At 74.1% G+C, this 25,009-nt stretch carries 23 protein-coding genes; 17 read left to right on the forward strand and 6 right to left on the reverse strand.

Annotated features, from left to right (window positions below; all coding sequences use genetic code 11):
* Nucleotides 1-2 precede the first annotated feature (2 nt).
* Nucleotides 3-1,211: a phosphoribosylaminoimidazolecarboxamide formyltransferase gene (locus ACSURM_RS32385; RefSeq protein ID WP_436959305.1), complete on the reverse strand. Its 1,209-nt coding sequence runs from the start codon at nucleotides 1,209-1,211 to the stop codon at nucleotides 3-5.
* Between the two features lie 488 nt (nucleotides 1,212-1,699).
* Here ACSURM_RS32385 and ACSURM_RS32390 point away from each other — a divergent pair, with 488 nt between their 5' ends.
* The 13 genes from ACSURM_RS32390 to ACSURM_RS32450 all read left to right on the forward strand — a co-directional run bounded on the left by ACSURM_RS32390 (nucleotide 1,700) and on the right by ACSURM_RS32450 (nucleotide 16,935).
* Nucleotides 1,700-2,938, forward strand: coding sequence for an MFS transporter (locus ACSURM_RS32390; RefSeq protein ID WP_436959306.1), 1,239 nt, complete (start codon nucleotides 1,700-1,702; stop codon nucleotides 2,936-2,938).
* 329 nt (nucleotides 2,939-3,267) lie between these two features.
* Complete coding sequence (locus ACSURM_RS32395; protein WP_436959307.1) at nucleotides 3,268-4,548, forward strand: acyl-CoA dehydrogenase family protein; 1,281 nt, start codon at nucleotides 3,268-3,270, stop codon at nucleotides 4,546-4,548.
* A gap of 588 nt (nucleotides 4,549-5,136) precedes the next feature.
* Entirely contained in the window at nucleotides 5,137-6,768 is a 1,632-nt protein-coding gene (locus ACSURM_RS32400; RefSeq protein WP_436959308.1) for an acetolactate synthase, read from the forward strand.
* A 5-nt stretch (nucleotides 6,769-6,773) separates the two neighbouring features.
* Complete coding sequence (locus ACSURM_RS32405; RefSeq protein ID WP_436959309.1) at nucleotides 6,774-7,814, forward strand: LLM class flavin-dependent oxidoreductase; 1,041 nt, start codon at nucleotides 6,774-6,776, stop codon at nucleotides 7,812-7,814.
* Between the two features lie 69 nt (nucleotides 7,815-7,883).
* The gene (locus ACSURM_RS32410; RefSeq protein WP_436959310.1) at nucleotides 7,884-8,048 is read left to right on the forward strand and encodes a hypothetical protein; all 165 of its coding nucleotides are present in this window, start codon (nucleotides 7,884-7,886) and stop codon (nucleotides 8,046-8,048) included.
* On the forward strand, nucleotides 8,048-9,043 hold the full coding sequence (locus ACSURM_RS32415) for a carbohydrate kinase family protein (protein WP_436959311.1): 996 nt from the start codon (nucleotides 8,048-8,050) through the stop codon (nucleotides 9,041-9,043). Before ACSURM_RS32410 ends, ACSURM_RS32415 begins: the two co-directional genes overlap by 1 nt.
* Nucleotides 9,044-9,228: 185 nt before the next feature.
* Nucleotides 9,229-10,140: an ABC transporter substrate-binding protein gene (locus ACSURM_RS32420; protein WP_436959312.1), complete on the forward strand. Its 912-nt coding sequence runs from the start codon at nucleotides 9,229-9,231 to the stop codon at nucleotides 10,138-10,140.
* A 19-nt stretch (nucleotides 10,141-10,159) separates the two neighbouring features.
* Nucleotides 10,160-11,215 carry a beta-ribofuranosylaminobenzene 5'-phosphate synthase family protein gene (locus ACSURM_RS32425; protein WP_436959313.1) on the forward strand — a complete coding sequence of 352 codons (1,056 nt, stop codon included), beginning with the start codon at nucleotides 10,160-10,162 and terminating at the stop codon, nucleotides 11,213-11,215.
* A gap of 34 nt (nucleotides 11,216-11,249) precedes the next feature.
* Entirely contained in the window at nucleotides 11,250-12,254 is a 1,005-nt protein-coding gene (locus ACSURM_RS32430) for a phosphoribosylaminoimidazolesuccinocarboxamide synthase (protein WP_436959314.1), read from the forward strand.
* A 274-nt stretch (nucleotides 12,255-12,528) separates the two neighbouring features.
* The gene (locus ACSURM_RS32435; RefSeq protein ID WP_436959315.1) at nucleotides 12,529-13,782 is read left to right on the forward strand and encodes an amidohydrolase family protein; all 1,254 of its coding nucleotides are present in this window, start codon (nucleotides 12,529-12,531) and stop codon (nucleotides 13,780-13,782) included.
* A gap of 57 nt (nucleotides 13,783-13,839) precedes the next feature.
* Nucleotides 13,840-14,934, forward strand: coding sequence for an LLM class flavin-dependent oxidoreductase (locus tag ACSURM_RS32440; protein ID WP_436959316.1), 1,095 nt, complete (start codon nucleotides 13,840-13,842; stop codon nucleotides 14,932-14,934).
* Nucleotides 14,934-15,677 (forward strand): acetoacetate decarboxylase family protein, encoded by a 744-nt coding sequence (locus tag ACSURM_RS32445; RefSeq protein WP_436959317.1) that lies wholly within the window; start codon nucleotides 14,934-14,936, stop codon nucleotides 15,675-15,677. Before ACSURM_RS32440 ends, ACSURM_RS32445 begins: the two co-directional genes overlap by 1 nt.
* On the forward strand, nucleotides 15,664-16,935 hold the full coding sequence (locus ACSURM_RS32450) for a CaiB/BaiF CoA transferase family protein (RefSeq protein ID WP_436959318.1): 1,272 nt from the start codon (nucleotides 15,664-15,666) through the stop codon (nucleotides 16,933-16,935). Before ACSURM_RS32445 ends, ACSURM_RS32450 begins: the two co-directional genes overlap by 14 nt.
* Nucleotides 16,936-16,963: 28 nt before the next feature.
* On the opposite strand, the gene ACSURM_RS32455 is transcribed toward ACSURM_RS32450, so the two are convergent.
* From ACSURM_RS32455 to ACSURM_RS32475, 5 genes are read right to left on the reverse strand one after another with little or no spacing between them, the layout of a single operon-like run.
* Entirely contained in the window at nucleotides 16,964-17,521 is a 558-nt protein-coding gene (locus tag ACSURM_RS32455; protein ID WP_436959319.1) for a TIGR03086 family metal-binding protein, read from the reverse strand.
* A gap of 49 nt (nucleotides 17,522-17,570) precedes the next feature.
* Nucleotides 17,571-18,155 (reverse strand): hypothetical protein, encoded by a 585-nt coding sequence (locus tag ACSURM_RS32460; protein ID WP_436959320.1) that lies wholly within the window; start codon nucleotides 18,153-18,155, stop codon nucleotides 17,571-17,573.
* 36 nt (nucleotides 18,156-18,191) lie between these two features.
* Nucleotides 18,192-18,746 (reverse strand): NUDIX hydrolase, encoded by a 555-nt coding sequence (locus tag ACSURM_RS32465; RefSeq protein WP_436959322.1) that lies wholly within the window; start codon nucleotides 18,744-18,746, stop codon nucleotides 18,192-18,194.
* A 55-nt stretch (nucleotides 18,747-18,801) separates the two neighbouring features.
* Nucleotides 18,802-20,079 carry an acyl-CoA dehydrogenase family protein gene (locus ACSURM_RS32470; RefSeq protein ID WP_436959324.1) on the reverse strand — a complete coding sequence of 426 codons (1,278 nt, stop codon included), beginning with the start codon at nucleotides 20,077-20,079 and terminating at the stop codon, nucleotides 18,802-18,804.
* Nucleotides 20,080-20,098: 19 nt separating this feature from the next.
* Nucleotides 20,099-21,217: an acyl-CoA dehydrogenase family protein gene (locus ACSURM_RS32475; RefSeq protein ID WP_436959326.1), complete on the reverse strand. Its 1,119-nt coding sequence runs from the start codon at nucleotides 21,215-21,217 to the stop codon at nucleotides 20,099-20,101.
* 320 nt (nucleotides 21,218-21,537) lie between these two features.
* Here ACSURM_RS32475 and ACSURM_RS32480 point away from each other — a divergent pair, with 320 nt between their 5' ends.
* From ACSURM_RS32480 to hisG, 4 genes are all read left to right on the forward strand, one after another.
* Nucleotides 21,538-22,410: a 2OG-Fe(II) oxygenase family protein gene (locus ACSURM_RS32480; protein WP_436959328.1), complete on the forward strand. Its 873-nt coding sequence runs from the start codon at nucleotides 21,538-21,540 to the stop codon at nucleotides 22,408-22,410.
* Between the two features lie 67 nt (nucleotides 22,411-22,477).
* Entirely contained in the window at nucleotides 22,478-23,215 is a 738-nt protein-coding gene (locus ACSURM_RS32485) for a phosphoribosylaminoimidazolesuccinocarboxamide synthase (protein ID WP_436959330.1), read from the forward strand.
* A complete protein-coding gene (locus tag ACSURM_RS32490) occupies nucleotides 23,205-23,912 on the forward strand; it encodes an SDR family NAD(P)-dependent oxidoreductase (RefSeq protein ID WP_436959332.1) in 708 nt (235 codons plus the stop codon). Before ACSURM_RS32485 ends, ACSURM_RS32490 begins: the two co-directional genes overlap by 11 nt.
* A gap of 110 nt (nucleotides 23,913-24,022) precedes the next feature.
* Nucleotides 24,023-24,910, forward strand: a complete 888-nt coding sequence (gene hisG, locus ACSURM_RS32495) for an ATP phosphoribosyltransferase (protein ID WP_436959334.1) — start codon at nucleotides 24,023-24,025, stop codon at nucleotides 24,908-24,910.
* Nucleotides 24,911-25,009: the final 99 nt, after the last annotated feature.

Here is a 25,009-nt window from a genome sequence, read left to right on the forward strand (position 1 = left end):
GTTCAGTGGCAGAACAGCCTCAGTCCGGTCCGGACCAGGGTGATGGAGTGCTCCTCGCAGGCCGCCGCGACCTCCTGGCCGCGCGCCGACCCGCCGCCCTCGACGATGCAGCGCACCCCGTGCGCCGCCGCGACGTCCACGTTGTCCCGGAAGGGCAGGTAGGCGTCGGAGACGAGGGTGCAGGGTGTGTGCCCGGCCAGCCAGGCGCTCCGCTCGGCGGGACCCAGCGGCTCGGCGGGCGGACCGGCGACCTGACGGTCCGCTTGATCTGCTTGATCCGCTTGATCCGCGCCGGGCCAGGAGCCGGGCTCCCCCTCGATCAGCCGCATCACGCTGTTCACGCGGTCCTGGACCGTCATCGAGCCGGGGAACCGGGCCCCGGCCGGCAGCGGGTGCCGCCGCAGCCGCCAGCGGTCGGCCTTCTCCCCGGCCAGCCGCACACAGTCCACCCGTGACTGCTGGCCCGCCCCGATGCCGATCGTGCGCCCGCCGTGGACGTACGCCACCGAGTTGGACTGGGTGTACCGCACGGTGATCAGCCCGAGCACGGCGTCCCGCACCTGCTGCCGGGTCGGTGGGGTGCCGCCCGCGGTGCCCTCGGCCAGCGTGCCGGGGTCGATCACGAGCGGGTCGGCGCCCTGCGTGATCCGGACCCCGAACACGTCCCTGACCTGCCGGTCGGGTGGCTCGTAGGCGGGGTCGACGCGCAGCACGAGGAAGGCGCCGCGCTTCTTCCGTGCCAGCACCTCCAGCACGCCCGGCTCGAAGTCCGGTGCGATGACGCCGTCCGAGACGACCCGGGCCAGGAGCGCCGCGGTGTCCCGGTCGACGGGATGCGACAGGGCCACCAGGTCGCCGTAGGAGGAGCGCGGGTCGCAGTCCCGGGCCCGGGCGTAGGCCGACGCCGGGCCCGACACCTCGGCGTCGCCCAGCCGGAAGGTGGCCCGGGCGACCGGGTCGACCTCGCCGGCGACGGCCGCACCGGCGGGGGAGACGTGCTTCATGGACGCCGCCGCGGGCAGGCCCAGCGCCCGGCTCGCCTCCCGTACCAGCTGCCAGCCCTGCAAGGCGTCCAGCAGGTTCACGACGGAGGGCGTGCCGCACAGGACGGACAAGGGCAGGGGACCGCCGTCGGTGGGCTGGGCCACCGCGTCGCGCTGCTGGGGATTGAGGCCGTACTTCAGACGCAGACGCGCGGGCTCGCCGACCATGGCCGCCTCTCCGGAAGAAATACCGACGCCGGTCGCGCGGCGTCTTTCGCGTGAGCTGTGCGGGAGTTCGAAATGACGGCAGCGGAGCCGTCCCGCCCCTTTTCGCCGAGCGGTTTCACCAGGTTTCACCGAGCGGTATCACCAGGACGTTCCGCGGGCCCCGGTCGTGTCCGCGTTCCAGGAAACCGGGCCCTCACGGCAGCCGTCAACCCCGCCCGTCGGCCGGGCATTTCGCGGAGCCGACCGGAATGCGGCGGCGACGGCCGTATTTCCGCCGCCGGTCCGCGGGCGCACGACCGCGCCCGCGCGGCGGGACGGCGAATTCCGATGACCGTTGTCCGGATCTTTACGGTCAGGGAAAATCCCGGGACGCCTGACAGTATGTCAACTCGCTGCCCGGCGGCCACTCGTATGGCGCCTTGCCGCCCGGCAGTGCCCCGGATAGGCTCCGGGTTCCGTGTATCCCCGACGCATCAGGTGACCGGCCCGTGAAGAGCGACGCAGACGACGCTGTCCGGACCGGGCAGCCGGAGGCCGCCGGAACCCCGGGTTCCTCGGCGTACTGGGCGCGGTTCGCGCTGCTCTACGGCTGCGGGATGCTGGCGGCCACCGGGCTCGGCAAGATCGCCCCGATCGCGGTGGACCTGCGCGCCGCGCTGACCCTCTCCCTCGACCAGGTCTCGCTGGTCACCTCCTCCATCACGGCGGTCGCCGCCGTGGTCGGGCTGCCGGTCGGCTATCTCGTCGCCCGCACGGCGCCCCGCAGGGCCCTGCCGGCCGGCTGCGTCGTCATGGCGGCGGCGGGGCTGCTGGAGGCGCGGGCCGGTGACTTCTGGCCGCTGCTGGGCGCGCGCCTGGTGGAAGGGGTCGGGTACGTCGCCGTCGTCGTGGCCGCCCCGGCGCTCATCATCGCCATGGGCGGCGGGCCCCGGCGGATGACCGCGCTCGCCGTGTGGGGCACGTACTTCCCGGTGGGCCTGGCGCTGGGGCTGTTCCTCGGCGGGGTGCTGTCGGCGTTCCTCGGCTGGCGCACCTGGCTGGTCGTCCAGGCGTGCGCCCTGCTCGCCGCCGGGGCCGCCGCCGTCCTCGCGCGCGGCGGGCGGACCGCGGCCGCCGGGGAGCCGGCCCCGGCCGTGCCGTCCCTCGACCGGCGCGCGGTGCGCCGCCTGTCGCGGCCCTTCCTGCTGTCCCTGGGCTTCGCCACCGCCAGCGGCACCATCGTCGCGGTGGTGTCCCTGCTCCCCACCTATCTGCATGAAGTCCTCCACGTGCCCACGTCCGTGGCGGGCACCCTCACCGGGGCCGTCTCGCTGACCGGCACCGTCGGCGGCTTCCTCAGCGGCTGGCTGCTGCGGCGCGGGGTGCCGGTGCGCCGGCTGTTCACCGGCGCGCTGCTGATGCCCCTCGGCACGGCCGTCGCCTTCCTGCACTGGGGCGGCACCGGCCTCGCCGCCGCCGGCGCGGTCCTCGTGGCACTGGCCAACGAACTCGTCGTCGCCGCCGCGTTCGCGATGATCCCCGCCGTCGTCGCGGACACCGCCGACATCGACCTCGCCAACGGGCTCCTGGCCCAGGTCGGCAGCCTCGGCTCGCTGCTCGGCCCGCCCCTGGTCAGCTTCGCGGTGCTGGCGGCCGACGGCTGGTGGGCCGTCGCACCCACCGTGCTCGCCGTCTGCCTCCCCGGGACGCTCCTGCTGCGCGCCTCGGTGCGGCGCGCGGCCGTATGAGCCCGGCACCGGCCGGAAACACACTCCGCCCGTCCGGACGGAAAAGGCCCCGCGCCGACGGGACGGCACGCCACTGAACGATATGAGCCAAAAAAGACGATCAATTGGATTCCGTATCGGCCTGGGCCCGGCCCGACCCTAGACTGGCTGTACCGGGCAACCAGTGATCCTCTTTCAGCACCGGCCCGGGTTCCACCGTTTCGCACACCCGATACACGTGCACGAGGGTCCTGCCGTCCGCGGGCCCGGATTCCCCACATCGATCATGCGGATTCCGTGGTGCGACAGATGACGGACAGGGCGACCGAGTCCTCGGAGGTGTCCGGCAGGTGGCAGGTAATCGGGAATCCGGCCGGCCGGCGGAGCTACGGCAGGAGATACGGGACTGGCTCCGGGAGAACTGGAGCGAGGAACTTCCGGTCGGCGACTGGTGGAGATCGCTCGCCGAGGCCGGATACGCCTTTCCCGCCTGGCCCGCCGGAATGGGCGGCCGCGGCCTGGACCGCACGGCGGCCCGGGTGATAACCGAGGAGATCGGAAAAGCCGGCGCGATCGGCCCGCCCGGTGGTGTCGGACAGATGGTGGGCGGCCCGGTCCTGCTGGAACACGGCACGCCCGGGCAGCAGCGCCGCTGGGTCCCCGCGCTGGCCGCCGGTACGGAGTCCTGGTGCCAGCTGTTCAGCGAGCCCGGCGCCGGGTCGGACCTGGCGAGCCTGCAACTGCGGGCCCACCGCGACGGGGACCGCTGGATCCTGAACGGCCAGAAGGTGTGGTCCCGGGAGGCCGAGGACGCCGACCGGGGACTGGCCCTGGCCCGCACGGACTCCTCCGTCCCCAAACGCAAGGGCATCAGCCTGTTCGTCGTCGACCTGGACCAGCCCGGCGTCGACGTCCGGCCGATCCGGCAGATGAACGGCCGCGCCACCTTCAACGAGGTCTTCCTCACCGATGTGGTGGTGCCCGCCGGGCACGTCATCGGCGCCGTCGGCCAGGGCTGGCCGCTGGCCGTGGCCAGCCTGGCCTACGAACGCGAGGAAGTGGGCGGCGGGGGCGTCCTGAGGCCCGCGCGCATCGCCCGGCCCGGCCGGCGGGCCGGGATGCTCCACCGCCCCATCGCGGAACTCGCCGAGGAACACCGCCGGGCGGAACGGGCCGCCGGGGTGCGCCGGGGCGTGCGCACCCCGGAGGCGCTGATCGCCCTCGCCCGTGAACTCGGCCGGTCCGAGGACCCCGTCGTCCGCCAGCGGCTCGCGGCCCTGTACGTGACGGCGCGGACCAACCGCATGCGCAACCAGCGGGCCCGCGCCGCGCGCCGCCCCGGGCCCGAGGCGTCCCTGGGCAAGCTCGTCGGTTCCGCCACCGGACGGCAGGCCCGCGACACCGCCCTGTCCCTGCTGGGCGCCGAGGGCATGCTGACCGGTCCGGAGACCACGGACGAAGGCGCGTTCCAGCAGATGGCCTTGTCGGTGCAGTCGCTGTCCATCGCGGGCGGCACCGACGAGATCCAGCGCAACCTCATCGGGGAGCGCGTGCTCGGCCTGCCCCGGGAGCCGGAGGCCGACCGCGACGTGCCCTTCCGCGAGCTGCGGGTGGGGACGCAGCGCGAGTAGCCCGACGACCGCAGCAGCCGACCAAAGGGGCAGGCGTGGACCCGAACGGTTACCGGAACCCTCGTCACCAGACCGTGCCGAGGCCCGACCTCGAAAGGCTCCGGCCGACCCGGCCCCGCGCGGAGGCGAGCCCGGCCCCGGCCACCCCGGGACCGCGGACCGGCCCACCGGGCGAGCCCGTCACCCACCCGACGGACCTCGCCCCCAAGCCCCCGCTGCCCCTCACGAAGGCCCGCCTCCACCGGACCCCCGCACCCCTCCGCCATGCCGACTGCTGAGCCCGAGCCGAGCGACCGCCGAACCGGCACGCCGGCCGGTGGCCCGGAGGGCGGGGAGGCGGCCCCGGGCGGGTCTGGGTGGGTTGACGGGGAGGCGGCCTCGGGCCGGCCCGGGCGGGTTGACGGGGAGGCGGCCTCGGCTGGGGTTGGGCGGGGCGATGGGGACGCGGTCCTGACGGGGGCTGGGCCGGTCGATGGGGAGGTGGCCCTGACGGGGCATGGGTGGGTTGACGGGGAGGCGGCCTCGGGCCGGCCCGGGTGGGTTGACGGGGAGGTGGTCCCGGCTGGGTCCCGGCAGGGCGATGGTGACGTGGCCCCGGCCGGGGGCCGGTGGGTCGAGGGGGAAGGTGGGGAGCTCGCTGTCGCCGCGCTGCGGGCGCTCGGCGTGGACACCCTGTTCACCCTGTCGGGCGGGCACATCTTCTCCGTGCTGCACGCCGCGGCCGGCGCCGGGATGCGCATCGTCGACGTCCGCCACGAACAGACCGCCGTGTTCGCCGCGGAAGGCAGTGCCAGGCTCGGGCGCCGCCCGGCGGTGGCGCTGCTCACCGCCGGACCCGGCGTCACCAACGGCATCAGCGGACTGGCGACCGCCCAGGCCAACGGCGTACCCGTCGTGGTGCTGGCCGGGCGGGCCGCACGGAAGCGCTGGGGCTCCGGCGCCTTGCAGGAGTTCGACCACATCCCCCTGGTCGCGCCGGTGACCAAGGACGCCCGGACCGTCACCCGCACCGACGCCATCCCCGCCGAGCTGCGGGCGCTCACGGCCACCGCCACCACCCCGCACCGCGGCCCGGTGTTCCTCGACATCCCCCTCGACGTGATGCACCGCCGGGCGCGCGCCCCCCTGTGCCCGCCGTCGGCCGTCGACCCGCCGGCCCCCGACCCCGACGAGGTCGCCAAGGCCGCGGAACTCCTGGCCACCGCCCGCCGCCCGGTCCTCGTGGCCGGCGGCGACGTGTGGTGGGGCGGGGCCTGGGAGGCGCTGCGCCACTGCGCCGAGTCGCTGCGCGTGCCGACGTTCGCCAACGGGCAGGGCCGCGGCTGTCTGCCCGCCCGGCACGAGCTGGCGTTCAGCCGGTCCCGGGGCGCCCTGAAGGAGGCCGACGTCGTCGTGGTGGCCGGCACCCCCCTGGACTTCCGGCTCTCCTTCGGCCGGTTCGGCGACGCGCGCGTGGTCCACGCCGTGGACCATCCCGCGCTGCGCGCCACGCACGTGCCCACGGCCGCCGCCCCGGCCGGTGACCTGCGGCACATCCTCGACGGCATGGCGGCCTGGTCCGGGTCCCGGGCGGACCACAAGGAGTGGATACGGCGGCTGCGCGCACGCGAACGCGCCCTGCGCGCGGCCGAACGGCCGGAACTGGAACACGCGGGCGAGCCCATCCACCCGGCCCGCGTCCTCGGGGAACTGATCGCCCAGCTCGACGACGACGCCGTGGTCATCGGCGACGGCGGCGACTTCGTGTCGTACGCGGGCCGGCTCCTGGACTCCCACCTGCCCGGCCACTGGCTCGACCCCGGCCCGTTCGGCTGCCTCGGCAACGGCATCGGCTACGCGATCGCCGCCCGGCTGCGGCACCCGGACCGGCAGGTGGTGCTCCTCCTCGGGGACGGCGCCTTCGGCTTCTCGGCCGGTGACGTCGACACACTGGTGCGGCACCGGCTGCCGGTGGTGATGGTCGTCGGCAACAACGGCGGCTGGGGGCTGGAGAAGCACCCCATGCGCGCCCTCTACGGCGCGGACGTCGCGGCCGACCTGAGGCCGGGCAGCCGCTACGACCAGGTCGTCCAGGCGCTCGGCGGAGCGGGCGAGACCGTCACCGACCCGCGGCGGATCGCCCCGGCGCTGCGCCGGGCCTTCGCGGCGGGGGAGCCGTACCTCGTCAACGTACTCACCGACCCCGAGGTGACCTACCGGCGCTCGGCGAAACTGGGGTGACTGGCATGACGACAGCGGACCACGGCCGGCTCGGCTTCGGCGTACTGCAGTTCTTCTCCTGGCCCGGCCGCCGGATACCACCGGAGACCGTCTACAGCCGCGCGCTGGAACGGATCGACATCATGGAGCGGTCGGGGGTCTACGACGCGGTGTGGCTCGCCGAACACCACTTCACCACCTACTCGGTCTCCCCGTCGGTGAGCATGATGGGCGCCCTGGTCGCGGCCCGCACCGAACGGCTGCGCATCGGCACCGCCGTCTCGCTGGCCGCGATGCACCACCCGCTGCGGCTCGCCGAGGAGATCGCGCTGCTGGACGTGGTCTCCGGCGGGCGGGTCAACTGGGGCGCGGGCCGCGGGAACGACCCCACCGAGTTCCGGGTGTTCGGACTCGACCTCGAACGCAGCTACGCCCTGTTCCGCGAGAACGTGGAGGTCGTCCTCGGGGCCTGGCGGCAGGAACGCCTCACCCACCGGGGCCGGTTCCACTCCTTCGAGGACATCGAGGTACTGCCCAAACCCCTGCAACGGCCCCACCCGCCGGTGTGGATGGCCGCCTCCTCACCCGAGGCGGTCGCCTGGGCGGCCTCCGCCGGTTACTCCATCCTGATGGACCCGCACTCCACCCACGCCGGCATCGGGGCCAAGTACCGGGCGTACCGGCAGGGCCTGGCCGACGCCGGTCATCCCGTCGACGGCCGGGTCGTCCCCATGGCACGGCTGATCGCGGTCGCCCCGACCGACGAGGAGGCCCGGGAGATCGCGCTGCGCGGCGCGCGCTGGACCCTCGGCTCCCTGAGCGACCCCGCCCGGCGCGACTACTCCCGAGGCATCCGCCCGGCCGGGGCGCGCGGGGCGGGACACGACAGCCGGGACCGGGCCGAGCGTTACGCGGACGACGTCGTGATCCACGGCAGCCCCGCCCGGGTCGCCGAACACATCAGGGCCCTCAAGGAGGAGATCGGCCTGCACTACCTGCTGTGCGCGCCGTTGAGTCACGCCTCTTTCCTGCTGCTGACCCGGGAGGTCATCCCGAAACTGCTGTAATGGGAAGCGCCCGAGACTTTCGAACGAGGCGGCCGGGAGATCCTCTTGAGAATCGATCACTTTCTTCTCGTGGACGGGGACGCCCCGTTACGGGATAACAGCATCCGCGCCGAGCGGAAGATCGGGGAATTCCTCGGTCTGCCCGGTCGTGAATCGCTCGCGCCGGCCGACGGCGACCATGGGGAGCGGGCGGCGACGGCGGACCGCTTCACCCGCCCGGCGGAGCGCCTCTGATGGCGCCCGCGAGTCTCGTCGCGCTCGGGGACGCCCTCGCGGACCTGGTGGTGGCCGTCCCGCCGGAGGTGTGCGCCCGGCTCGGGGTCGAACCGGGCACCGCGGACTTCCTGGAGTTCGACGCGCTGGCGGAGGTCGTCGCCCGGCTGGAGCGGGAGGGCGCGCGGGCCGTGGTGTCGGCGGGCGGCAGCGCCGCCAACACCTGCGTCGCCTTCGTGGCCGACGGCGGCCGGGCGGCGCTCGCCACGGCGTGCATGGACGACCCGCTCGCCCAGGCGGTCCGGGACGACCTGGCCGGGCGCGGAGTGTCGGTGCCGGTTCGCACGCCCGGTCGGGGCCGCACCGGGCGCTGCCTGGTGCTGCTGCTCCCCGACGGCGAGCGGGCCTTCCTCATCTGGCAGGGCGAGCGCGGGCGGCTGCGGATGCTGCCGGACGCGGTGGAGGCGTGCCTGGCCGACGCCGGCTCCTGCGACGGCATGCTGGTCGAGGGCTATCTGCTGGCCTCCGAGGAGGGCTGCGCGGCGGCCCGGGACGCCCTGCGGCGCGCCGTCGCGCTCGGCGCCCGGCGCGTCCTCGCCCTCTCCGACCCCGCCCTCGTCCGCACCCGCCGCCGGCGCTTCGCCGAACTGCTGGCCGCCGGAGTCGACGTCGTCCTCGGCAACGAGGCCGAGGCCACGGCGCTCACCGGCACCGACGACGCCGAGGCGGCGGCCGCGGTGCTGGCCCGGCACGGCATGCTCGGCGTGGTCACCCTGGGCGCCCGCGGCGCGCTCGTCCACGGGCCGGGCGGCCGGCACCGTGTCGCCGCGCCCGGCACCCCGGTCACCAGCGCGGTCGGCGCCGGCGACGCCTTCGCCGGCGGCTTCCTGGCCGGGCTGCTGTCGGACCTGCCCCCTCCCGAGTGCCTCGCGCTCGGCGTGGCCAGGGCGCGGGCGGTCCTCACGGTGGAGCAGGCACGGGCCCCCGTGCCTCCCGAGCCCGCCCGAAGACCCTGAATTACCCGCACGAGATACCCGTACGAGATATTCGACCATGGTTTCCTGGCCGGGAAATCAGGGGAACGGTGCCGCGATTCATCCCTGCCCTAATCCGGGGAAAACCAGGCGGGGTTGGCAGTCCGCCCCCGGTGTGATACTCCTTCAGTCGGGCGGAATACGGTTTCGGAGAGGGGTCGTTTTTCATGACGGTTACCGTGCGCACCGAAGGTGTCGGCCCGTCCGCCGTCTTCGCGCTGCCCTGGCTGGTCGCCGACGAACTCGGCTATTTCGCCGAGGAAAACGTCGCGGTGGAATTCATCCAGAACCGCGCGGAGCAGAGGCTGACCGAACCGGTGGCGGACCACGAGCTGGTCGACTCCATCCGCAACCACGTGCCCTTCGAGGAGGGGCAGGTCGACCTGTACCGAGCCTGCGAGTGGGGGCAGATCCGGCGCGCCCACGACAGCCGCCGGGGAGCGAGGATCATCGGGAAACGCTCGTCGGTCGCGGTGATGGCCCTCATGGCGGCGCCCGGCTCGAAGCACATCTATCCCCAGACGCTGGCGAACGCGCCCGTGGCGGTCAGCTTCCACAACGGCAACCACTACGCCGCGATCCAGATGCTGGAAGGCTTCCTGGAGGCCGACGAGATCAAGACGGTGGGCTACCACACCCTCGACGGCTACCGCGCCGTCCAGTCCGGCGAGGCCGCGGCCGTCGCCCTGTCGGAACCGTGGATCACCCTGGCCGAGAAGCAGGGCTTCCAGAAGGTCATCGAGACCCACTACGCGGGACTGGAGCTGGTGGCACCGGACTTCGACCGCGCCGTCTACGCGGCCTGCAACCGGGCGGTCAACCGCGCGGTCGCCGCGCTCGGCCGGGACAAGCGCCCCTACCTGCACTACCTGATCGACTCGCTGCCCGAGGTCTTCGCGGGCGAGGTCACCCCCGACGACTTCCACCTGCCGCGGCTGCGCTACGTACCCCCGGAGCCGTACACCCGCCTGGAGTTCGAGAAGGCCTACGCCTGGATGCGGCGCTGGGGCCTGATCGAGCCGGGGGCCCGGTACGAGGACCTGGTGGTCGAGGACGCGCAGAGCGACGCGGTCCACTGAGGAGACTGGGGGAGACGCCATGTCCGAGGCCCTGTCGCAGGAATGGGGCGTGCGCGTCCGCACCGGATGCCGCGTCAGCTTCACACTGATCGACCTGAACGGCGAGACCGGCCGCCGCAACGGCATGGCCTCCATGGCGCTGCGCTCGCCCGGCCTGGAGGCCGTCGTCCTGCCGCACCACGAGAACGCGGTCGAGGCGGACGAGAACGGCTCGGCCCACCAGGAGGCCGTCGGCGCCCTGCTGGACCGCCTGCGCGAGGCGTGGGGCGGCCCGCCCGCGAAGGTGGTGATCCGCAAGGGCCTCCCGCCGCACACCGGTTTCGGCTCCGGCACCACCACGGCCGTCGCCGTGGGCCGCGCCTACGCCCAGTTCGCCGGCCTCCAGGTCGGCACCGCGGAGATAGCCCGGACCGCCGGCCGGGCCGGCACCTCGGGCGCCAGCCCCAACCTCATAGAAAGAGGCGGCTTCCTGGTCGACGGCGGCCACCTCAACCCCGACGACTTCGCCGAGGACCCGAAGCGCTACCTGGTCCCGACCCGGTTCGCGGGCGGCGGGAAACGGCCCCCCGTGCTGATCTCGGCGCCGTTCCCCACCTGGCCGGTCCTCGTGATCATCCCCGACGGCCACCAGATGCACGGCGAGACCGAACGGCAGTTCTTCGCCCGGACGCTGCCCATCCCGGCCGAGGAGGCCCGCCGCACCGCCCACGCGGTCCTGATGAACCTGGCCACCTCGGTCCTCGAGGCCGACTACCCGGCCTTCTGCCGCGCGGTGAACTTCCTGACCTACGAGAGCCACTTCAAGCAGAAACAGATCGACATGCAGTCCTCCCAGGTCAAGCACCTGCTGGAGGAAGCGCGCCGGGGGCAGGGGATCGACGCCGTCGCGATGAGCTCCGAGGGACCGATGTGCTACGCCTTCACCCGGCGCCCCGGGGCCGCCGTCCGGTGGCTGTCCGGGCTGCGGGAAGCGGGCGTCGTCCGCGAGTTCTGGTTCAGCGGCGCCCGGAACGTCCCCGCCGACGTCGACTGGGTCCCGGTGCTCGACGACGACGGCCGGACCACCGTCGACTGAACCCCGCCGGGCACGAGCACGCGAGGAGGCAGCAGTGCCGAAGAGATTCTCGACCAAGGATCTCGACGTCCGGCGGGCACCGGCCGACGGGCGCACCGGAGTGGGCAGTTTCCGGTTCACCGACGACTACTCGGTCTTCCACTACGGCAAGATGCCCGACTCCGTCCCCGGCAAGGGCGAGGCGTGCTGCCGCATCGCGGCGTTCAACTTCGGCCTGCTGGCCGAGGCGGGCGTGCCCAGCCACTTCCGCGCCTACCACCCGCCCGACCGGCTGGAGTTCGACCTGCTGAGGGTCGTCGACCCGAGGGAACGGCCGCTCGGGCCGGCGGACGTCAACCACCTCGTCCCGCTCCAGGTCATCTTCCGCACCATGCTCCCCGAGGGCTCCTCGGTGCTGCGTCGCCTGCGACTGGGCCGGCTGGAACCGGCCGACATCGGCCTCACGCGTCCCCCAGCCCCCGGCACCGTACTGGAACGCCCGGTCATCGAATACACCACCAAGCTGGAGGAGATCGACCGCTTCGTGCGCCGGGACGAAGCCGCGGCGATCGGCGGGCTGGACGCGGAGCAGCAGGCCGAACTGGAGGACCGTACCCGGCTGGTGGCCGAGGTGGTGGCCGCGCACGCCCGCCGCGTCGGGCTGGTGCTCGCCGACGGCAAGGTCGAGTACGGCCGGGACGCGCGGGGCCGGCTGATCCTGGTCGACCACGCGGGCACCCCCGACGAGGCCCGGCTGCTGCTGGACGGCGCCCACGCCGACAAGCAGGTGCTGCGCGACCACTACGCGGCCACCGGCCTGCAGTCCCGGGTGGAGGAGTGGGTCCGCGAGGGCCGTCCCCGCTCGGCCTGGCCCGCCCCCGACCCCCTCCCGCGCGAAGTGGTGGAACTCGTCGGCGAGATGTACCGGTCGCTGTGCGAACTGTGGACCGGTACGCGGGTGTGGGGCGCCCAGGACCTGGACCGGGTACTGGACCGGCTCGCGGCCCTCGCGCCCGGCTCCCGCCGCACCGAGCCCGGGGCGGGTGCGGCATGGACCTGATACCGCCGTGTGCCGGGCGGGCGACGCCCGCGCCACCGCCCCCGCACCGCTGCGGGGCGGCACCCCGCGCCGACGGGCCCACCGCGGCCGGCGCCGTGACCGCGCGGCGCGAGCGACCGTCGGACCACACCGCCACGCCACCCCCGCGACCCGGCACGCCCATGGCCTCCGGCCCCGCGCATCCCACCCGCCGCGGCACGGACGTCGCCGTCCTGCCGCCGCGCGGGCCCGCACGCGGCCCGCGTGCCCGCGTACCCGGCGAGGAGGAGGGAGCGTGAACGAGCGGGAATGTACCGGGCGTTGGCTCGTCACGGCCGACCGGGTCTGGGACGGGACCGCCGCCGCACCCCTCCGGTACGGGTTCGTGCTCCTCGACGGCGACCGCATCGCCGCCGTCGGCCGCCAGGCGGACCTCGGTGACGGCGACACCACGGCCGCCACCCGGCTGGACCTGCCCGGCGCCACCCTCATGCCGGGGCTCATCGACGCCCATGTGCACCTGACCTTCAGCGGCTCGGACGTGCCCGTCCGCGACTACCTGCGGGAGGCCCGGACCGGTGCCGCCGCCCTCGCCGTACGCGCCGTGGTCAACCTGCGGGCCGCCGTGGAGGCCGGTGTGACCACCGTCCGTGACCTGGGCACCCCGAACGAGGTCGCCTTCCCGCTGCGCGCCGCGGTGGCCGACGGCCGGATCCCCGGACCGCGGGTGCTGACCAGCGGCCGGCCGATCACCGTCACCGGCGGCCACTGCCACTGGTTCAGCCACGAGTGCGACTCGCCCACCGACATCCGGGTGGCCGTCCGGACCCAGGTACGCGACGGCGCGGACTGGATCAAACTCATGGTCGGCGGCGGCAACCTGACGCCCCGGACCAACCCGGTGCGGCCCCAGTTCAGCGAGGAGGAGGTCCGGGCCTGCGTGGAGGAGAGCGACCGGCTGGGCCGCCCGGTCGCCACCCACGCCTACGACCCACTCAGCATCCGCCGGTCCGCCGCCGCGGGCGCGCGCACCATCGAGCACTGCCTCTTCGAGACGGCCGACGGCATCGCCTACGACCCGGCCACCGCCGACCTGATGGCCGCCCGCTCCATCGCCTTCGTCCCCACGATCAGCGGCGCCCTGCACCGGATGCGCGACGGCACCGAGCTGATCGCCCCCCGGTTCCGCGACCGGCACCAGCGCGTCCGCGAGGTCTTCCGGCTGCTGCTCGCCGCCGGGGTGCCCATGGTCGCGGGCTCGGACGCGGGCGTGCCGCACCGCGCCTTCGACGGCTTCCCGGCGGACCTGGCGGCCCTGGCCGGGGAGGACGGCATCGGACTGACCCGGCACCAGGCGCTTCTCGCCGCCACCTCCGGCGCCGCGGCCGGACTCGGCATCGAGGACGCGGGCACGCTGACGCCCGGCCACCGCGCCGACCTGCTCGCGGTGGACGGCGACCCGCTGCGCGACCTCGGGGCCCTGCTGCGCCCGCGGCTGGTCGTCGCCGCCGGACGCCGGGTGCGCGGCCCGGAGACAGGGGCCGGCTGACGCACCCGGCGGCCACCGCACGCAGCCGGCCTCCGGACGAGCCTGACGGGAGCACGCATGAAATTCGGCATCTTCTTCGAACTGTCGGTACCGCAGCCGTTGGGCCACGCCGACGAGATACAGGCCTACCGGGACGCCCTGGAACAGAGCAGGCTCGCCGACGAGCTGGGCTTCACCACGGCCTGGGCGGTCGAGCACCACTTCCTCCAGGAGTACTCGCACTGCTCGGCCCCCGAGGTCTTCCTCACCGCCGTCGCCATGTCGACGTCGCGGCTGCGGGTCGGCCACGGCGGCGTGGTGTGCGTGCCCCAGATCAACCATCCGGTGCGCGTCGCCGAACGGGCCGCCGCCCTCGACATCCTCTCCGGGGGCCGGCTGGACGTCGGCACCGCACGCGCCTCGACCATCACCGAGCTGGGCGGCTTCATGGCCGACCCGGACAGCACCAAGATGTCCTGGGACGAGTACATCGACGTACTGCCCCGCATGTGGACCGAGGAACGCGTCGGCTACGACGGCACCACCTTCACCCTGCCCGAGCGTCCCGTGGTGCCCAAACCGGTGCAGGACCCCCACCCGCCGCTGTGGGTGACGGTGACCTCGCCCGGCACCGAACGCGACGCGGCCGACCGGGGCATCGGCTGCCTCGGGGTCGCCGCGGCGAGCTTCAAGGAACAGGAACGGCGCACCGGCGAGTACCGCAAGCGCATCCAGCAGTGCGACCCGGCCGGCCGCGCCGTCAACGACCAGGTGGCCACCATGAACTACCTCTTCTGCCACGAGGACGACGCCACCGCGAGCCGGATCGGCGGCACCATGTTCAACGCCTTCGGCATGCTCAACAGCCAGCTGCTGTGGGCGCGGGAGGTCTACCCCACCCCGGCGTACCGGTCGCTCGGCAACCTCGCGCCGGGCGGCGTCGACCGGGTTCGCGACGCCGACCCGGCGGCCCGGCGGCCCGTTCCCGAGGGCGTCGCCATCGGCGACCCGGACCGCATCGTCAAGGCCGTCAAGATCTGGGAGAGCATGGGCGTGGACGCGATCAACTTCCTGCTGAACACGGCGAATCTGGTGCCCCAGGACCAAGTGCTGGCCAGCATGCGGCTGTTCGCCGCCGAGGTCATGCCGCACTTCGCGGAGGGCGGCAACTGATGCTCAGCGGAACCGCCGACCCCGAGGCGATGGCCGCGTCCGCCCCCTACGTCGCCGCCCCCGCCACCGAACCGCTGGTCTGCCACGGCGCGGAACTCCTCCAGCTCGTCTACCAGATAGACGCCCACGCCCGGCAGGAGGTCCTGCCCCCGGCCCTGCACCCGGTCAACCCCCCGGTGATCACCGTGTCCGTGCTGCGGGCCGCCGAGAGCGACGCCGGACCGTTCACCCTGGCCGAGACCCGCGTCGTGTGCCGCAGCGGCGCGCGCGGCAGGGGCTTCCACGTGTCCGGGTTCATCGACGGCGAGGAGGCCGCCCGGCTGCTCGCCCAGCGCTGGGGATACCGCACCCGTCCGGCCGCCGTGGGGCTGCGGCTGCGCCACCACGGCGCCGCCGCCGAGGTCCGCGAGGCCGGCCGCCCGCTGCTCGACGCGCGCCTGCTCGACCCCGTCCCGCTGGCCCCCGCCGACCTGCAGTTCACCGACTCCATGCACCTGGCCCGCACCCCGCGCGGCAACCGGCTCATCCAGGTCGAGCGCGCCTACGACATCACGGCCGCCCGGCGCGGCAGGCCGGCGCTGGCCGTCTTCGATGCCGCCGGCTGGGGCGAGCCCCGGCTGCGCCCCTCGCACCCGATAGCGGCCGTCTCGCTCACCGGCGACGTGGTGTTCCGGCCGGTCCGCTACCTGTGCCGCGCCGATGTCAGCGCCTCGGAAGGGACGGAACGCATTGACCACGCCTAGCCCCGGCGACGCGCCGGACGACCGGAGCGCCCACCTGACCGGCCACGAGCACGCCGCGCCGATGCGGCCCGGGCCCACCGGCCCGCTCCGGGGCGTCCGGGTGGTCGACCTCACCCGCGCCGTGTCCGGCCCGTTCTGCACGATGATCCTGGGCGACCTCGGCGCCGAGGTCATCAAGGTCGAACCGCCCGCCGGGGACCTGCCCAGGTTCGCCGGCCCGTTCACCAAGGACGACACCGGCCGGCACTACGGCGGGCTGTTCGCCAGCATCAACCGCAACAAGCTGGGCATCGTCCTGGACCTCGGCGCGCCCGCCGACCGGGAGCGGCTGCTGAAGCTCGTGGACGGCGCGGACGTGCTGGTGGAGAACTACCGGTCGGGCGTGATGGAGCGCTGGGGGCTGGAGTACGAGGCGCTGCACGCCCGCAACCCCCGGCTGGTGTACGCGGCGATCCGCGGTTTCGGCGACCCGCGCACCGGCACCAGCCCCTACGTGGACTGGCCCGCCTACGACATCGTCGCGCAGGCCATGGGCGGGCTGGTCAGCATGACCGGTCCGGCCGGGCACGAGGGCGTCCGCGTCGGCCCGACCATCGGCGACCTGTACCCCGCCGCGCTCGCGGCCGTCGGCGTCCTCTCCGCCCTGCACCACGCGCGGGCCACGGGGGAGGGCCAGATGGTCGACGTGGCCATGGTCGACTCGATCGTGTCCCTGTGCGAGACCGCCGTCTACCGCTACTCCTACACCGGCGTGGTCAGCGCCCCCACCGGCAACAGCCATCCGCAGCTGGTGCCGTTCGACATCTTCCCCACCCGGGACGGCCAGTGCGCCATCGCCGCCCCGACGGACAACCACTGGAAGGTGCTGTGCGAGACGATCGGGCGTCCCGACCTCGTCGCCGACGAGCGGACCCGCACCAACGGTGACCGGGTCGCCAACGCCGTCCTCGTGCACCACGCGATCGCCGGCTGGACGCTGGAGCGGACCACCGCCGAGATCACCGCGGAACTCGGCGGCCGGGTCCCGCTGGGGCCGGTGAACGACGCCGCCGACCTGTTCACCGACCCCCACCTGCGCGCCCGGGACATGCTCGTCGCCGTGGAACAGCCGGGCGGCGCCCGCCCGGTGGTGTTCCCCGGCTGCCCCATCCGTTTCACCGCGACCCCCTCCGGGGTGTACCGGCGGCCCCCGGTGCTCGGCGAGCACACCCGGGAGGTCCTGGCGGCGCTGGACGAGGACGGTCCGGCGCCGGGGTAGCCGACGGTACGGTGCCCGCCCGGGCGGGTCAGGGGCGGCGGCCGGCGAGGGCGAGCAGCCGGGTCTGCGGGTCCGCGCCCGGCTCCACGGTCACCTCGGCGAAGCCCCACTGGGCGAACATCCGCGGGCGGCTGTCGAAGAGTTCCAGGCAGGCGTCGACCAGACCGGCCGGCAGCCGCGGGTCCGGCTCCAGCGCGCGGCCGATGTCCCAGCCGTGGATCAGCACGTCCACGAACCGCTGCCGGGCGTACACCCGGCCCGGCCGCTCGCCGTAGGACAGCGGCCACAGGCGGTCCATGGCGTCCCCGGCCGCGAACGCCTCGGTCGCCGCCGCGACGGAGGCCGCGTGCGCGGCGGCCGGGTCGTCCCCCAGCAGATCGCCGTCGAGTTCCGTGCCGACGTCCTCGATCGTCCGGCCGCCGCCCAGCTCGCGCACCCACAGGTTCCCGGCCACGAGGTGGTTCACGACCTGCCGTACGTTCCACCGCTCGCACGGGGTGGGCGCCTCCCACCGGTCGGCGCCGACGGCGGCGACGAACCGGTCCGTGGCGAGCAGTGCTTCCGTGTGCAGGGCCCGGATGTCCATGGGGGAAGACCACCGTCCTCGATGTCGTGGGCGCAGGGGCTGTGCGGGCTCAGGTCCGGGGCCGCCCCGCTCCGGTCCCCGCGAGCCGGGCGAGGAGCCGGTGGATCGACCGGTCGTAGGCCGCCGTACGTGCGAACGCCTTCACGGCCAGCCGGCGCCGGAAGCCGGGGTCGGTGGCGCCGGCCCGGCCGTCGGCGGCGGCCAGGGCGGCGAGGACGGCGCCGTAGTCCGCCGGGTCCACGACGGGGAGCACGTCGGCGTGGTTCTTGGCGGCGGCCCGCACCATGGCGGGGCCGCCCACGTCGATGGAGTCCAGCACGTCCTCGGAGGTGTCGTCCGGCGGCAGATCGCGGAAGTTGCACACCAGTACGTCGATGCGGGGCACCCCGTGACGGAGGACGTCCGCCTCGTCGGCAGGATGCCCCCGGCGGTACAGCAGCCCGCCGAAGACGGACGGGTGGAACGCCCGGACCCGGCCGCCCATCAGCTCCGGCACCCCGGACAGGTCGCCGATCACCGTGGCGTCCAGCCCGGCCTCCCGCAGCAGTCCGGCGGTGCCGGCGGTGGCCGCCAGGCTTAGGCCCAGACGGCTCAGACCGGCCCCCAGTTCCGTGATACCGGTCTTGTCGGTCACTGACAGCACCGCGTACATCTGGGGCCCTCCGGCCGGTCAGCCCGCGAGCAGTGGCTCCACGCGGGACAGGGTCTCCTGGATGTTCTCCTCGGTGATCACCCGGCGTGCCTCCCGCGGCGTCAGCCAGCGCAGCGGCGCCTGCGGGTTCTCCGGGCGGACCGCCTCGGGGGTGCGGGTGGCCAGGACGAAACGGATGTCGGCGTGTTCGTGCGCCGCCTCCCGGGCGTTGGCCGGCACCGGCACGATCACCAGGTGCCGGACCCCGGCGTCCGGCCAGGGCACGAGGTCGGCCAGTCCCGTCTCCTCCCGCCCCTCCCGCAGGGCGATGGCGAGCGGGTCGTCCTCGTCCGGGTCGGCGTGCCCGCCGACCAGCAGCCAGGACTCGTGGCGCTGGTGCCAGCGCAGCAGGATCCGGCCGCTGTCCCGGTGCACGATCAGCGCGGACCCGGTGACGTGCAGCGGGGTGGACCGCCGCCACGGGTCGCCGGACGCGACGAGGGCGCGCACCCGCTCCACGTCCGCGCGTTCGGCGGTGCTCTTCGGTTCGTAGCGGTCAAGGAGACCGAGGACTGCGTGAGGGGCTGTGGCCATGCGCGGAATCCTAGTGACGGGGCGTGGGTCGGGCCGCGTGTCCGGGCCGGGCCGATCACCTTCGGCCATCCGGGACTTCGCCGCCGGGCCCGGCGGGGGAGCGCTCCTTCGGCAGCCCCAGGAGGCGTTCGGCGATGATGTCCCGCAGCACCTCGCCGGTACCGTCGCCGATCGTGTCCCCCCGGCCCGACAGGAACAGCCGCCGCGGGCCGACCGCCGGGTCGTCGGCCTCTTCCCCGGGACCCGCGCCGAGCAGGCCCGAGGCGCCGGTCACCGCGAGGGCGATCTCACCGAACCGGCGGCGGTACTCGGCCCGCATCAGCCCGACCACGGCCGCCCCGGCACCCGGCCCGCCGGACGCCGGCGGATCGGCCACCACCCGGCGCAGCAGCGCCAGCCGCGTGTACGCCTCCGCCAACTGGCCCCTGACCAGCGGGTCTCCTGTTCTCCCGGCCTTCTGCGCCGCCCGGACGACATCCCGGAACGCGGCGTCGAAACCGGCGAGTTCCGCCGCCGCGCGGCCGGCCCGCTGGTGCGCCAGGGCGGTCATGACCACCGGCCATCCGCCGCCCGGCCCGCCGATCACATCGCGCAGCGGAGCGCGGGCCCCGTCGAACTCCACCTCGCACAGGTCCGCCGACCCGTCCGCCGACCGGACCGGACGCACCCGGACGCCCTCGCCCCCGTCGAGCCGGACCGCCACGCACGACAGGCCCCGGTGCCGGTCCGCGGCCGGATCCGTCCGGCACAGCACCAGCGCCGTACTGCTTCGGCGGGCACCGCGCACCCACGCCTTGCGGCCGTGGAGCACGATCTCGTCGCCGGTCACCGTGCCCCGGGTCGCCACGGAGGCGAGGTCGGATCCGTGGGACGGCTCGGAGTACGCCTGGCAGTACGTGTCCCGGCCGGACCGGATCCGGGGCAGCAGCCGGGCCCGCTGCTCCTCGGTGCCGTGGGCCAACAGGACCGGGCCGACGACGAGTTCACCGGTTCCCCGTCCGATCCTCGGCACGCCGGCGCGCGCGCACTCCTCCTCCAGCACCAGCACCTCGGGCACACCGAGCCCGGCCCCGCCGTACCGCCGCGGCCAGGCGGGGCACACCAGACCCGCGTCGAGCAGCCTGCGCTCCCACTCCGCGTACGCCGCCGCGCCGGGGCCGTCGTGCCCGGCCCGCGCCCCCGGGCCCTCCCGGGCGTCGCCGTGTGCCGCCGGGTGGCCGTCCGCCGTGAGGCCGGGCGGGACGCCGGCCGATAACCAGGCCCGCACCCGGTGGCGGAACGACCCGGTGCGGGACGGGTGCGGGAACGCGGGCGTGCCCGGGGCTGCTTCCAACGTCTCCTCCGGTCGGTGCTCAGACTCCGATCCGCCGAGCCAGCAGCTCGCGGTGGTGGGCGGCGTCACCGAAGAGCAGTTCGCTGCTCTTGGCCCGCCGGAAGTAGAGATGGGCGGGGTGCTCCCAGGTGAAGCCGATGCCCCCGTGGATCTGGATGTTCTCCGCCGCGGCGTGGAAGTACGCCTCGGAGCAGCAGGACTTGGCCAGGCTCGCCAGGACGGGCACCTCGTCGTCGTCCTCGGCCACCGCCCAGCCGGCGTGGTAGGCCGCCGCCCGCGCCGACTCCACCTCCAGCAGCATGTCGGCGCACTTGTGCTTGATGGCCTGGAAACTGCCGATGGGCCGCCCGAACTGCACCCGGAGCCCGGCGTACGCGACGGCCATCTCCAGCACCCGCTGCGCCCCGCCGGCCTGTTCGGCCGCCAGTGCCACGGCGGCCAGGTCCAGCATCCGGGCCACCGCGGGCCAGCCCTCGCCGTCGGCGCCGACCGGGCGGGCCCGGACCCGGTCGAAGGAGAGCCGGGCGAGCTTGCGGGTCGGGTCCAGGGTGGCGACCGGGACGGCGGTGAGACCGACGGCGCCCCGCTCCACCGCGAACAGCGACACGCCCGCCCGCGTCCTGGCCACCACGAGCACCAGGTCGGCGACATGACCGTCCAGGACGTAGCGCTTCTCGCCCGACAGCCGCCACCCCCCGTCCGGCGTGCGGGTGGCCTCCAGCGCGATGCCGCTCTCGCCCCAGTCCCCCTGCCGTTCGGCGAGCGCGACGGTGGCGATGGTACGGCCGCTCGCGATGCCGGGCAGATACTCCTCCTTGGCCGGCTCGTCGCGCGAGGCGAGCAGCAGATTGGCCGCCAGCGCCACCGTCGCGAAGTACGGCGCGCACAGCAGCACCCGGCCCATCTCGTCGAGCACCACGCTCAATTCCGCATACGAGTGACCGGCCCCGCCGTATTCCCCCGGAATGATCAGGGCCATCAGTTCCAGTTGTTCCGCCATCTGCCGCCACACGGCCCGGTCGAAGCCCTCCGTCTGCTCCATCAGACGCCGGACCTCGGTTTCCGGTGATTTGTCGGCGAGAAAACGGCGTACCGCTGCGCGCAACTGCTCGTGATCGTCACTGAACGGGTGGGTCACGGCAACCACTCCCGCCGTCCGCGGCAATTCGTGCCAGCAACGTAATCGATGGCCGGACGGGGCGGAAGTACGCCGCCGCATCAGGCCGGTTGTCGCTGCCCGGGGGCCTGTCGACGGTGCCGATCCGGCCAATGGCGAACGGGCGGTGATCGCCGAAAGCAGACTCCTTGACGGGTGCACCGGCCCCGGTAGACTGATTTGCCCTGTGCGAGGCCATCGGAGTGTTCCGCAAACGCTCGTCTGGAGTGCCAGTGGGTGTTCCTCCCATGAAGCTCAGCGGCCGTATCCCTTCGATAAGCACCGGAAATACGGAAGCGGACATGCGGTCCGCGGCCGGGGAAATCAGAACCCAGCTCACCGACTGGGGTTTCATGGCCGTCGAGGTACCGGGCATCGGCGCCCGTGTCGAAACGCTGACACGCGGTTTCTCCGAGGCATGCGACTCGGCCGCACCCCCGCTGTCCGACTACGCCTACGAGCGGGTGCCCCAGATCTCCAGCGGCGGCACCCACGGGTTCTTCCCCTATCTGTCGGAGGTGCCGCGCCTGGCGGCCGGCGTGGCCGATCCGAAGGAGTTCATCCATGTGAGCGGCGCCATGATCGCCGACCGCCCGCCCGGCGCCGCGGCGGTCCTGCGCGCCTTCCCCGGGTTCGGCGAGGCGGCCACCGGCGTCTTCGACACCGCCTTCACCCTGGTCCGGCTGTTCGCCGAGGTGATCCACGGCATGCTGCCGCCGAACGCGCCCCCGCTCGAACTGGCGCGGGACGCGGCCAACCTCCGGGTCATCCGCTACCGGGACACCGGCGGGCGCGAGGTCCTCGCCCACGAGCACTCGGGCATCCAACTGCTGGGTCTGCAACTGCCGCCCGACGACCAGGGGTTGCAGTACGTCCTGCACGACGGCACCTGGGTCGAACCGGTGATCGCGCACACGGACGTCGTGTTGTGCAACGTCGGCAGGATGCTCGCCGCGGCCTCCGACGGCCGCTTCCGCCCCTCCACCCACCGGGTGCACCGCACGGACACCCGGCCGGGCTACGAACGGCTGTCGGCCGTGCTGTTCGCCTACCCGCCGCACGACGCCCGCCAGTGGCGGATCACCGCGGACGGGCGCCTGACCGTGCTGGACTCCACCTGGGCCGACTTCATCGCCGACAGGTTCGCGGGGCTGGGCGGCACCCCCACCCCCTGACCGCCCGCACAGCGCACCGGCGCCGCCCGGCACCCCCCGAACAGACCCGTGAGCGGGAGGCAACGACATGAGCACCGGCCCCCTCGGCCCGTACGACACCGAGCAGTTGACGCGGCTGACGGAGACGAAGCCGCCCGACATCACCGGCCGCAGCAAACGCCTGTGGCTGCTGCCCGACGACCTCTGCCTGGTCCAACTCATCCCCAGCCTGCGCAGCTTCACCTACGCGCGGGACGAGATCGTCGACGAGACGGGGCCATTGCGCCTGGACTTCTACGAACGTGCCGCCGCCCGGCTCACCGAGGCCGGCGTGCGCTGCGCCTTCCGCGGCCGGGTCGCCGACATCCTGTACCTGGCGGAGTACCGCCCCGCGCCGCCGTTCGAGGTCATCGTCAAGAACGTGGCGAACGGCTCCACCACCCGCAAGTACCCCGGACTGTTCCCGGACGGCCGGCCCCTGCCCCGCCCGGTCGTGAAGTTCGACTACCGGGTGGACCCGGAGGACCAGCCCATCGGCGAGGACTACCTGCGGGCGCTCGGCCTGCCGGTCGGAGCCATGCGGGACCAGGCACTCGTCGTCAACGACGTGCTGCGCGACTGGCTCGCCCCCTTGCAGGTGTGGGACTTCTGCCTCATCTTCGGCACCGGCGCCGACGGCGAGCTGTGCCTGATCTCGGAGGTCTCCCAGGACTGCATGCGGCTGCGGCACGCGGACGGTACGCCCCTCGACAAGGACCTGTTCCGGGCCGGCGTGCCGGGCGCCGAGATCGTGCACCAGTGGAAGCGGGCCTTCGATGCCCTCTGAGGCGGAGCGCCCCGTGGCGCTGGTGACCGGCACCAACCGGGGCACCGGCCGGGCCGTAGCCGCCTCCCTGCACGGGCGCGGGTACCGCATCCGGTCGCTGAACCGCACACCGAGCGGCGAGGACTGGCTCGGCGAGCTGCGCTGCGACCTGACCGACCCGCGGCGGATCGCCGAGTGCGTCACCGAGGCGGTCGCCGGCGCCGGGCGGCTGGACGTGTGCGTCGCCAACGCCGTCGACCGGGCCTTCGCCCCGCTGGCCGACCTGCCCGCGGAGGACTGGGACCGGCTCGTCGCGATCAACCTGACGTCGGTGTTCCACCTGATCCGGCACACCCTGCCGGCGCTGCGCGCGAGCGGCGGCCTGTTCGTCGCGATGGGCAGCCACGCGGCGACCCGCTTCTTCGAGGGCGGGGCCGCCTACAGCGCGACCAAGGCGGCCCTGAAGGCGCTGGTGGAGACCCTGCTGCTGGAGGAGCGCGGGAACGGCGTCCGCGCCTGCCTGATCTCTCCCGGCGCCATCGCCAATCTCGACGGGGACGAAGCGCCGTACAAGATGAGCACGGAGTCGGTCGGCGACTGCGTCGCGGCCGTGATCGACGGCTGGCCGCGCGACGTGGTCGTCGGAGAGCTGGAGATCCGCCCGGCCAGGCTCCCCGCGCCCCCGGTGACCGGCATCGACCGGCTGCTGCACGTCTGAGGCCGAGGGCGCCCGCCCACCCCGCACCCGGCCGACGGCGCGGGCGCGGACGCACCGTCCTGTTTCCGCAACGCACGCCCGCAGACCGCTTACACGCCCGGGGTGAAGACATGGTCTCTCTCGCGCTCCCCACCGGTTCCCTGGAAGCGCCGACGCTCGAACTCCTCGCCGCCGCCGACCTGCCCGTGAGCAGACACGCGCCGCGCGCCTACCGCGCGACCGTCGGCCACCCGGCCGTCGACCGGGTGGTCTTCTACAAGCCGCGGGAGATCCCCGGGGTGGTGGCGGGCGGCACCTGCGACATCGGACTCACCGGCGCCGACTGGGTCGCCGAGACGGGCGCGAAGGTCGAGGTGGTGGACACCCTCGACTACTCCAAGTCCACCCGCTCGGGGTGGCGGGTGGTGCTGGCCGTGCCCGAGGACCACCCGGCGCGGACGGTGGCCGACCTGGCGGACGGGGTGCGGGTGGCTACGGAGTACCCGGCCCTGGCCCGAGAGTACTTCCGGCGCTCGGGCGTACGGGCCGCGGTCCTGCACTCGCACGGGACCACGGAGGCCAAGATCCCCGACCTCGCCGACGCGGTGGTGGAGGTCGTGGAGACCGGCTCCTCGCTGCGGCAGAACAACCTTCGCGTGCTCGACACGGTCAGACGGTGCGGGGTGAATCTCGTCGCCAACCCCTCCGCCTGGGCCGACCCGGCCACCCGGGCGACGATCCGCACTCTCGCCACCCTGCTGCGCGCCGCGTACACCGGCCCCCTGCACCGGTTGCTGACCATCGTCCTGCCCGTGGACCGCTGGGCCCACGCCGAACCCCTGCTGCCGGCGCGCTGGTGGCGCCTCGACGCCGGCGCCGCCCCGGGCCTGATGGTCCTCCAGGGGGTCTGCGCCGCCCCCGAGGTGGCCGGCGTGGTGACGTCCCTGGTGGAGCGGGCCGGCGCGATCGAGATCGTGGAGACCCCGATCCGCAAACTGATCCGCGACCGTCCGGCGTGAGGCGCCACCGCGCCGGGACACATCCGTTGACCATTCCCACCGCTGTCTATAGCCTCGCCGGGAATCATTCGAACCTTCGAGCGAAACTTTCGCTCCACG

It is taken from the genome of Streptomyces sp. SudanB182_2057 (assembly GCF_964272715.1).
GTDB classification, from domain to species: domain Bacteria; phylum Actinomycetota; class Actinomycetes; order Streptomycetales; family Streptomycetaceae; genus Streptomyces; species Streptomyces rubradiris.

Excerpts from the sequence above, each read along its gene's own strand:
- ACSURM_RS32420 (WP_436959312.1), top strand. The coding sequence starts at position 9,229 with ATGACGGTTACCGTGCGCACCGAAGGTGTCGGCCCGTCCGCCGTCTTC.
- ACSURM_RS32405 (WP_436959309.1), top strand. The coding sequence starts at position 6,774 with ATGACGACAGCGGACCACGGCCGGCTCGGCTTCGGCGTACTGCAGTTC.
- ACSURM_RS32480 (WP_436959328.1), top strand. The coding sequence starts at position 21,538 with ATGCGGTCCGCGGCCGGGGAAATCAGAACCCAGCTCACCGACTGGGGT.
- ACSURM_RS32385 (WP_436959305.1), bottom strand. The coding sequence starts at position 1,211 with ATGGTCGGCGAGCCCGCGCGTCTGCGTCTGAAGTACGGCCTCAATCCC.
- ACSURM_RS32445 (WP_436959317.1), top strand. The coding sequence starts at position 14,934 with ATGCTCAGCGGAACCGCCGACCCCGAGGCGATGGCCGCGTCCGCCCCC.
- ACSURM_RS32440 (WP_436959316.1), top strand. The coding sequence starts at position 13,840 with ATGAAATTCGGCATCTTCTTCGAACTGTCGGTACCGCAGCCGTTGGGC.
- ACSURM_RS32485 (WP_436959330.1), top strand. The coding sequence starts at position 22,478 with ATGAGCACCGGCCCCCTCGGCCCGTACGACACCGAGCAGTTGACGCGG.
- ACSURM_RS32415 (WP_436959311.1), top strand. The coding sequence starts at position 8,048 with ATGGCGCCCGCGAGTCTCGTCGCGCTCGGGGACGCCCTCGCGGACCTG.
- ACSURM_RS32465 (WP_436959322.1), bottom strand. The coding sequence starts at position 18,746 with ATGGCCACAGCCCCTCACGCAGTCCTCGGTCTCCTTGACCGCTACGAA.
- ACSURM_RS32455 (WP_436959319.1), bottom strand. The coding sequence starts at position 17,521 with ATGGACATCCGGGCCCTGCACACGGAAGCACTGCTCGCCACGGACCGG.
- ACSURM_RS32425 (WP_436959313.1), top strand. The coding sequence starts at position 10,160 with ATGTCCGAGGCCCTGTCGCAGGAATGGGGCGTGCGCGTCCGCACCGGA.
- ACSURM_RS32490 (WP_436959332.1), top strand. The coding sequence starts at position 23,205 with ATGCCCTCTGAGGCGGAGCGCCCCGTGGCGCTGGTGACCGGCACCAAC.
- hisG (WP_436959334.1), top strand. The coding sequence starts at position 24,023 with ATGGTCTCTCTCGCGCTCCCCACCGGTTCCCTGGAAGCGCCGACGCTC.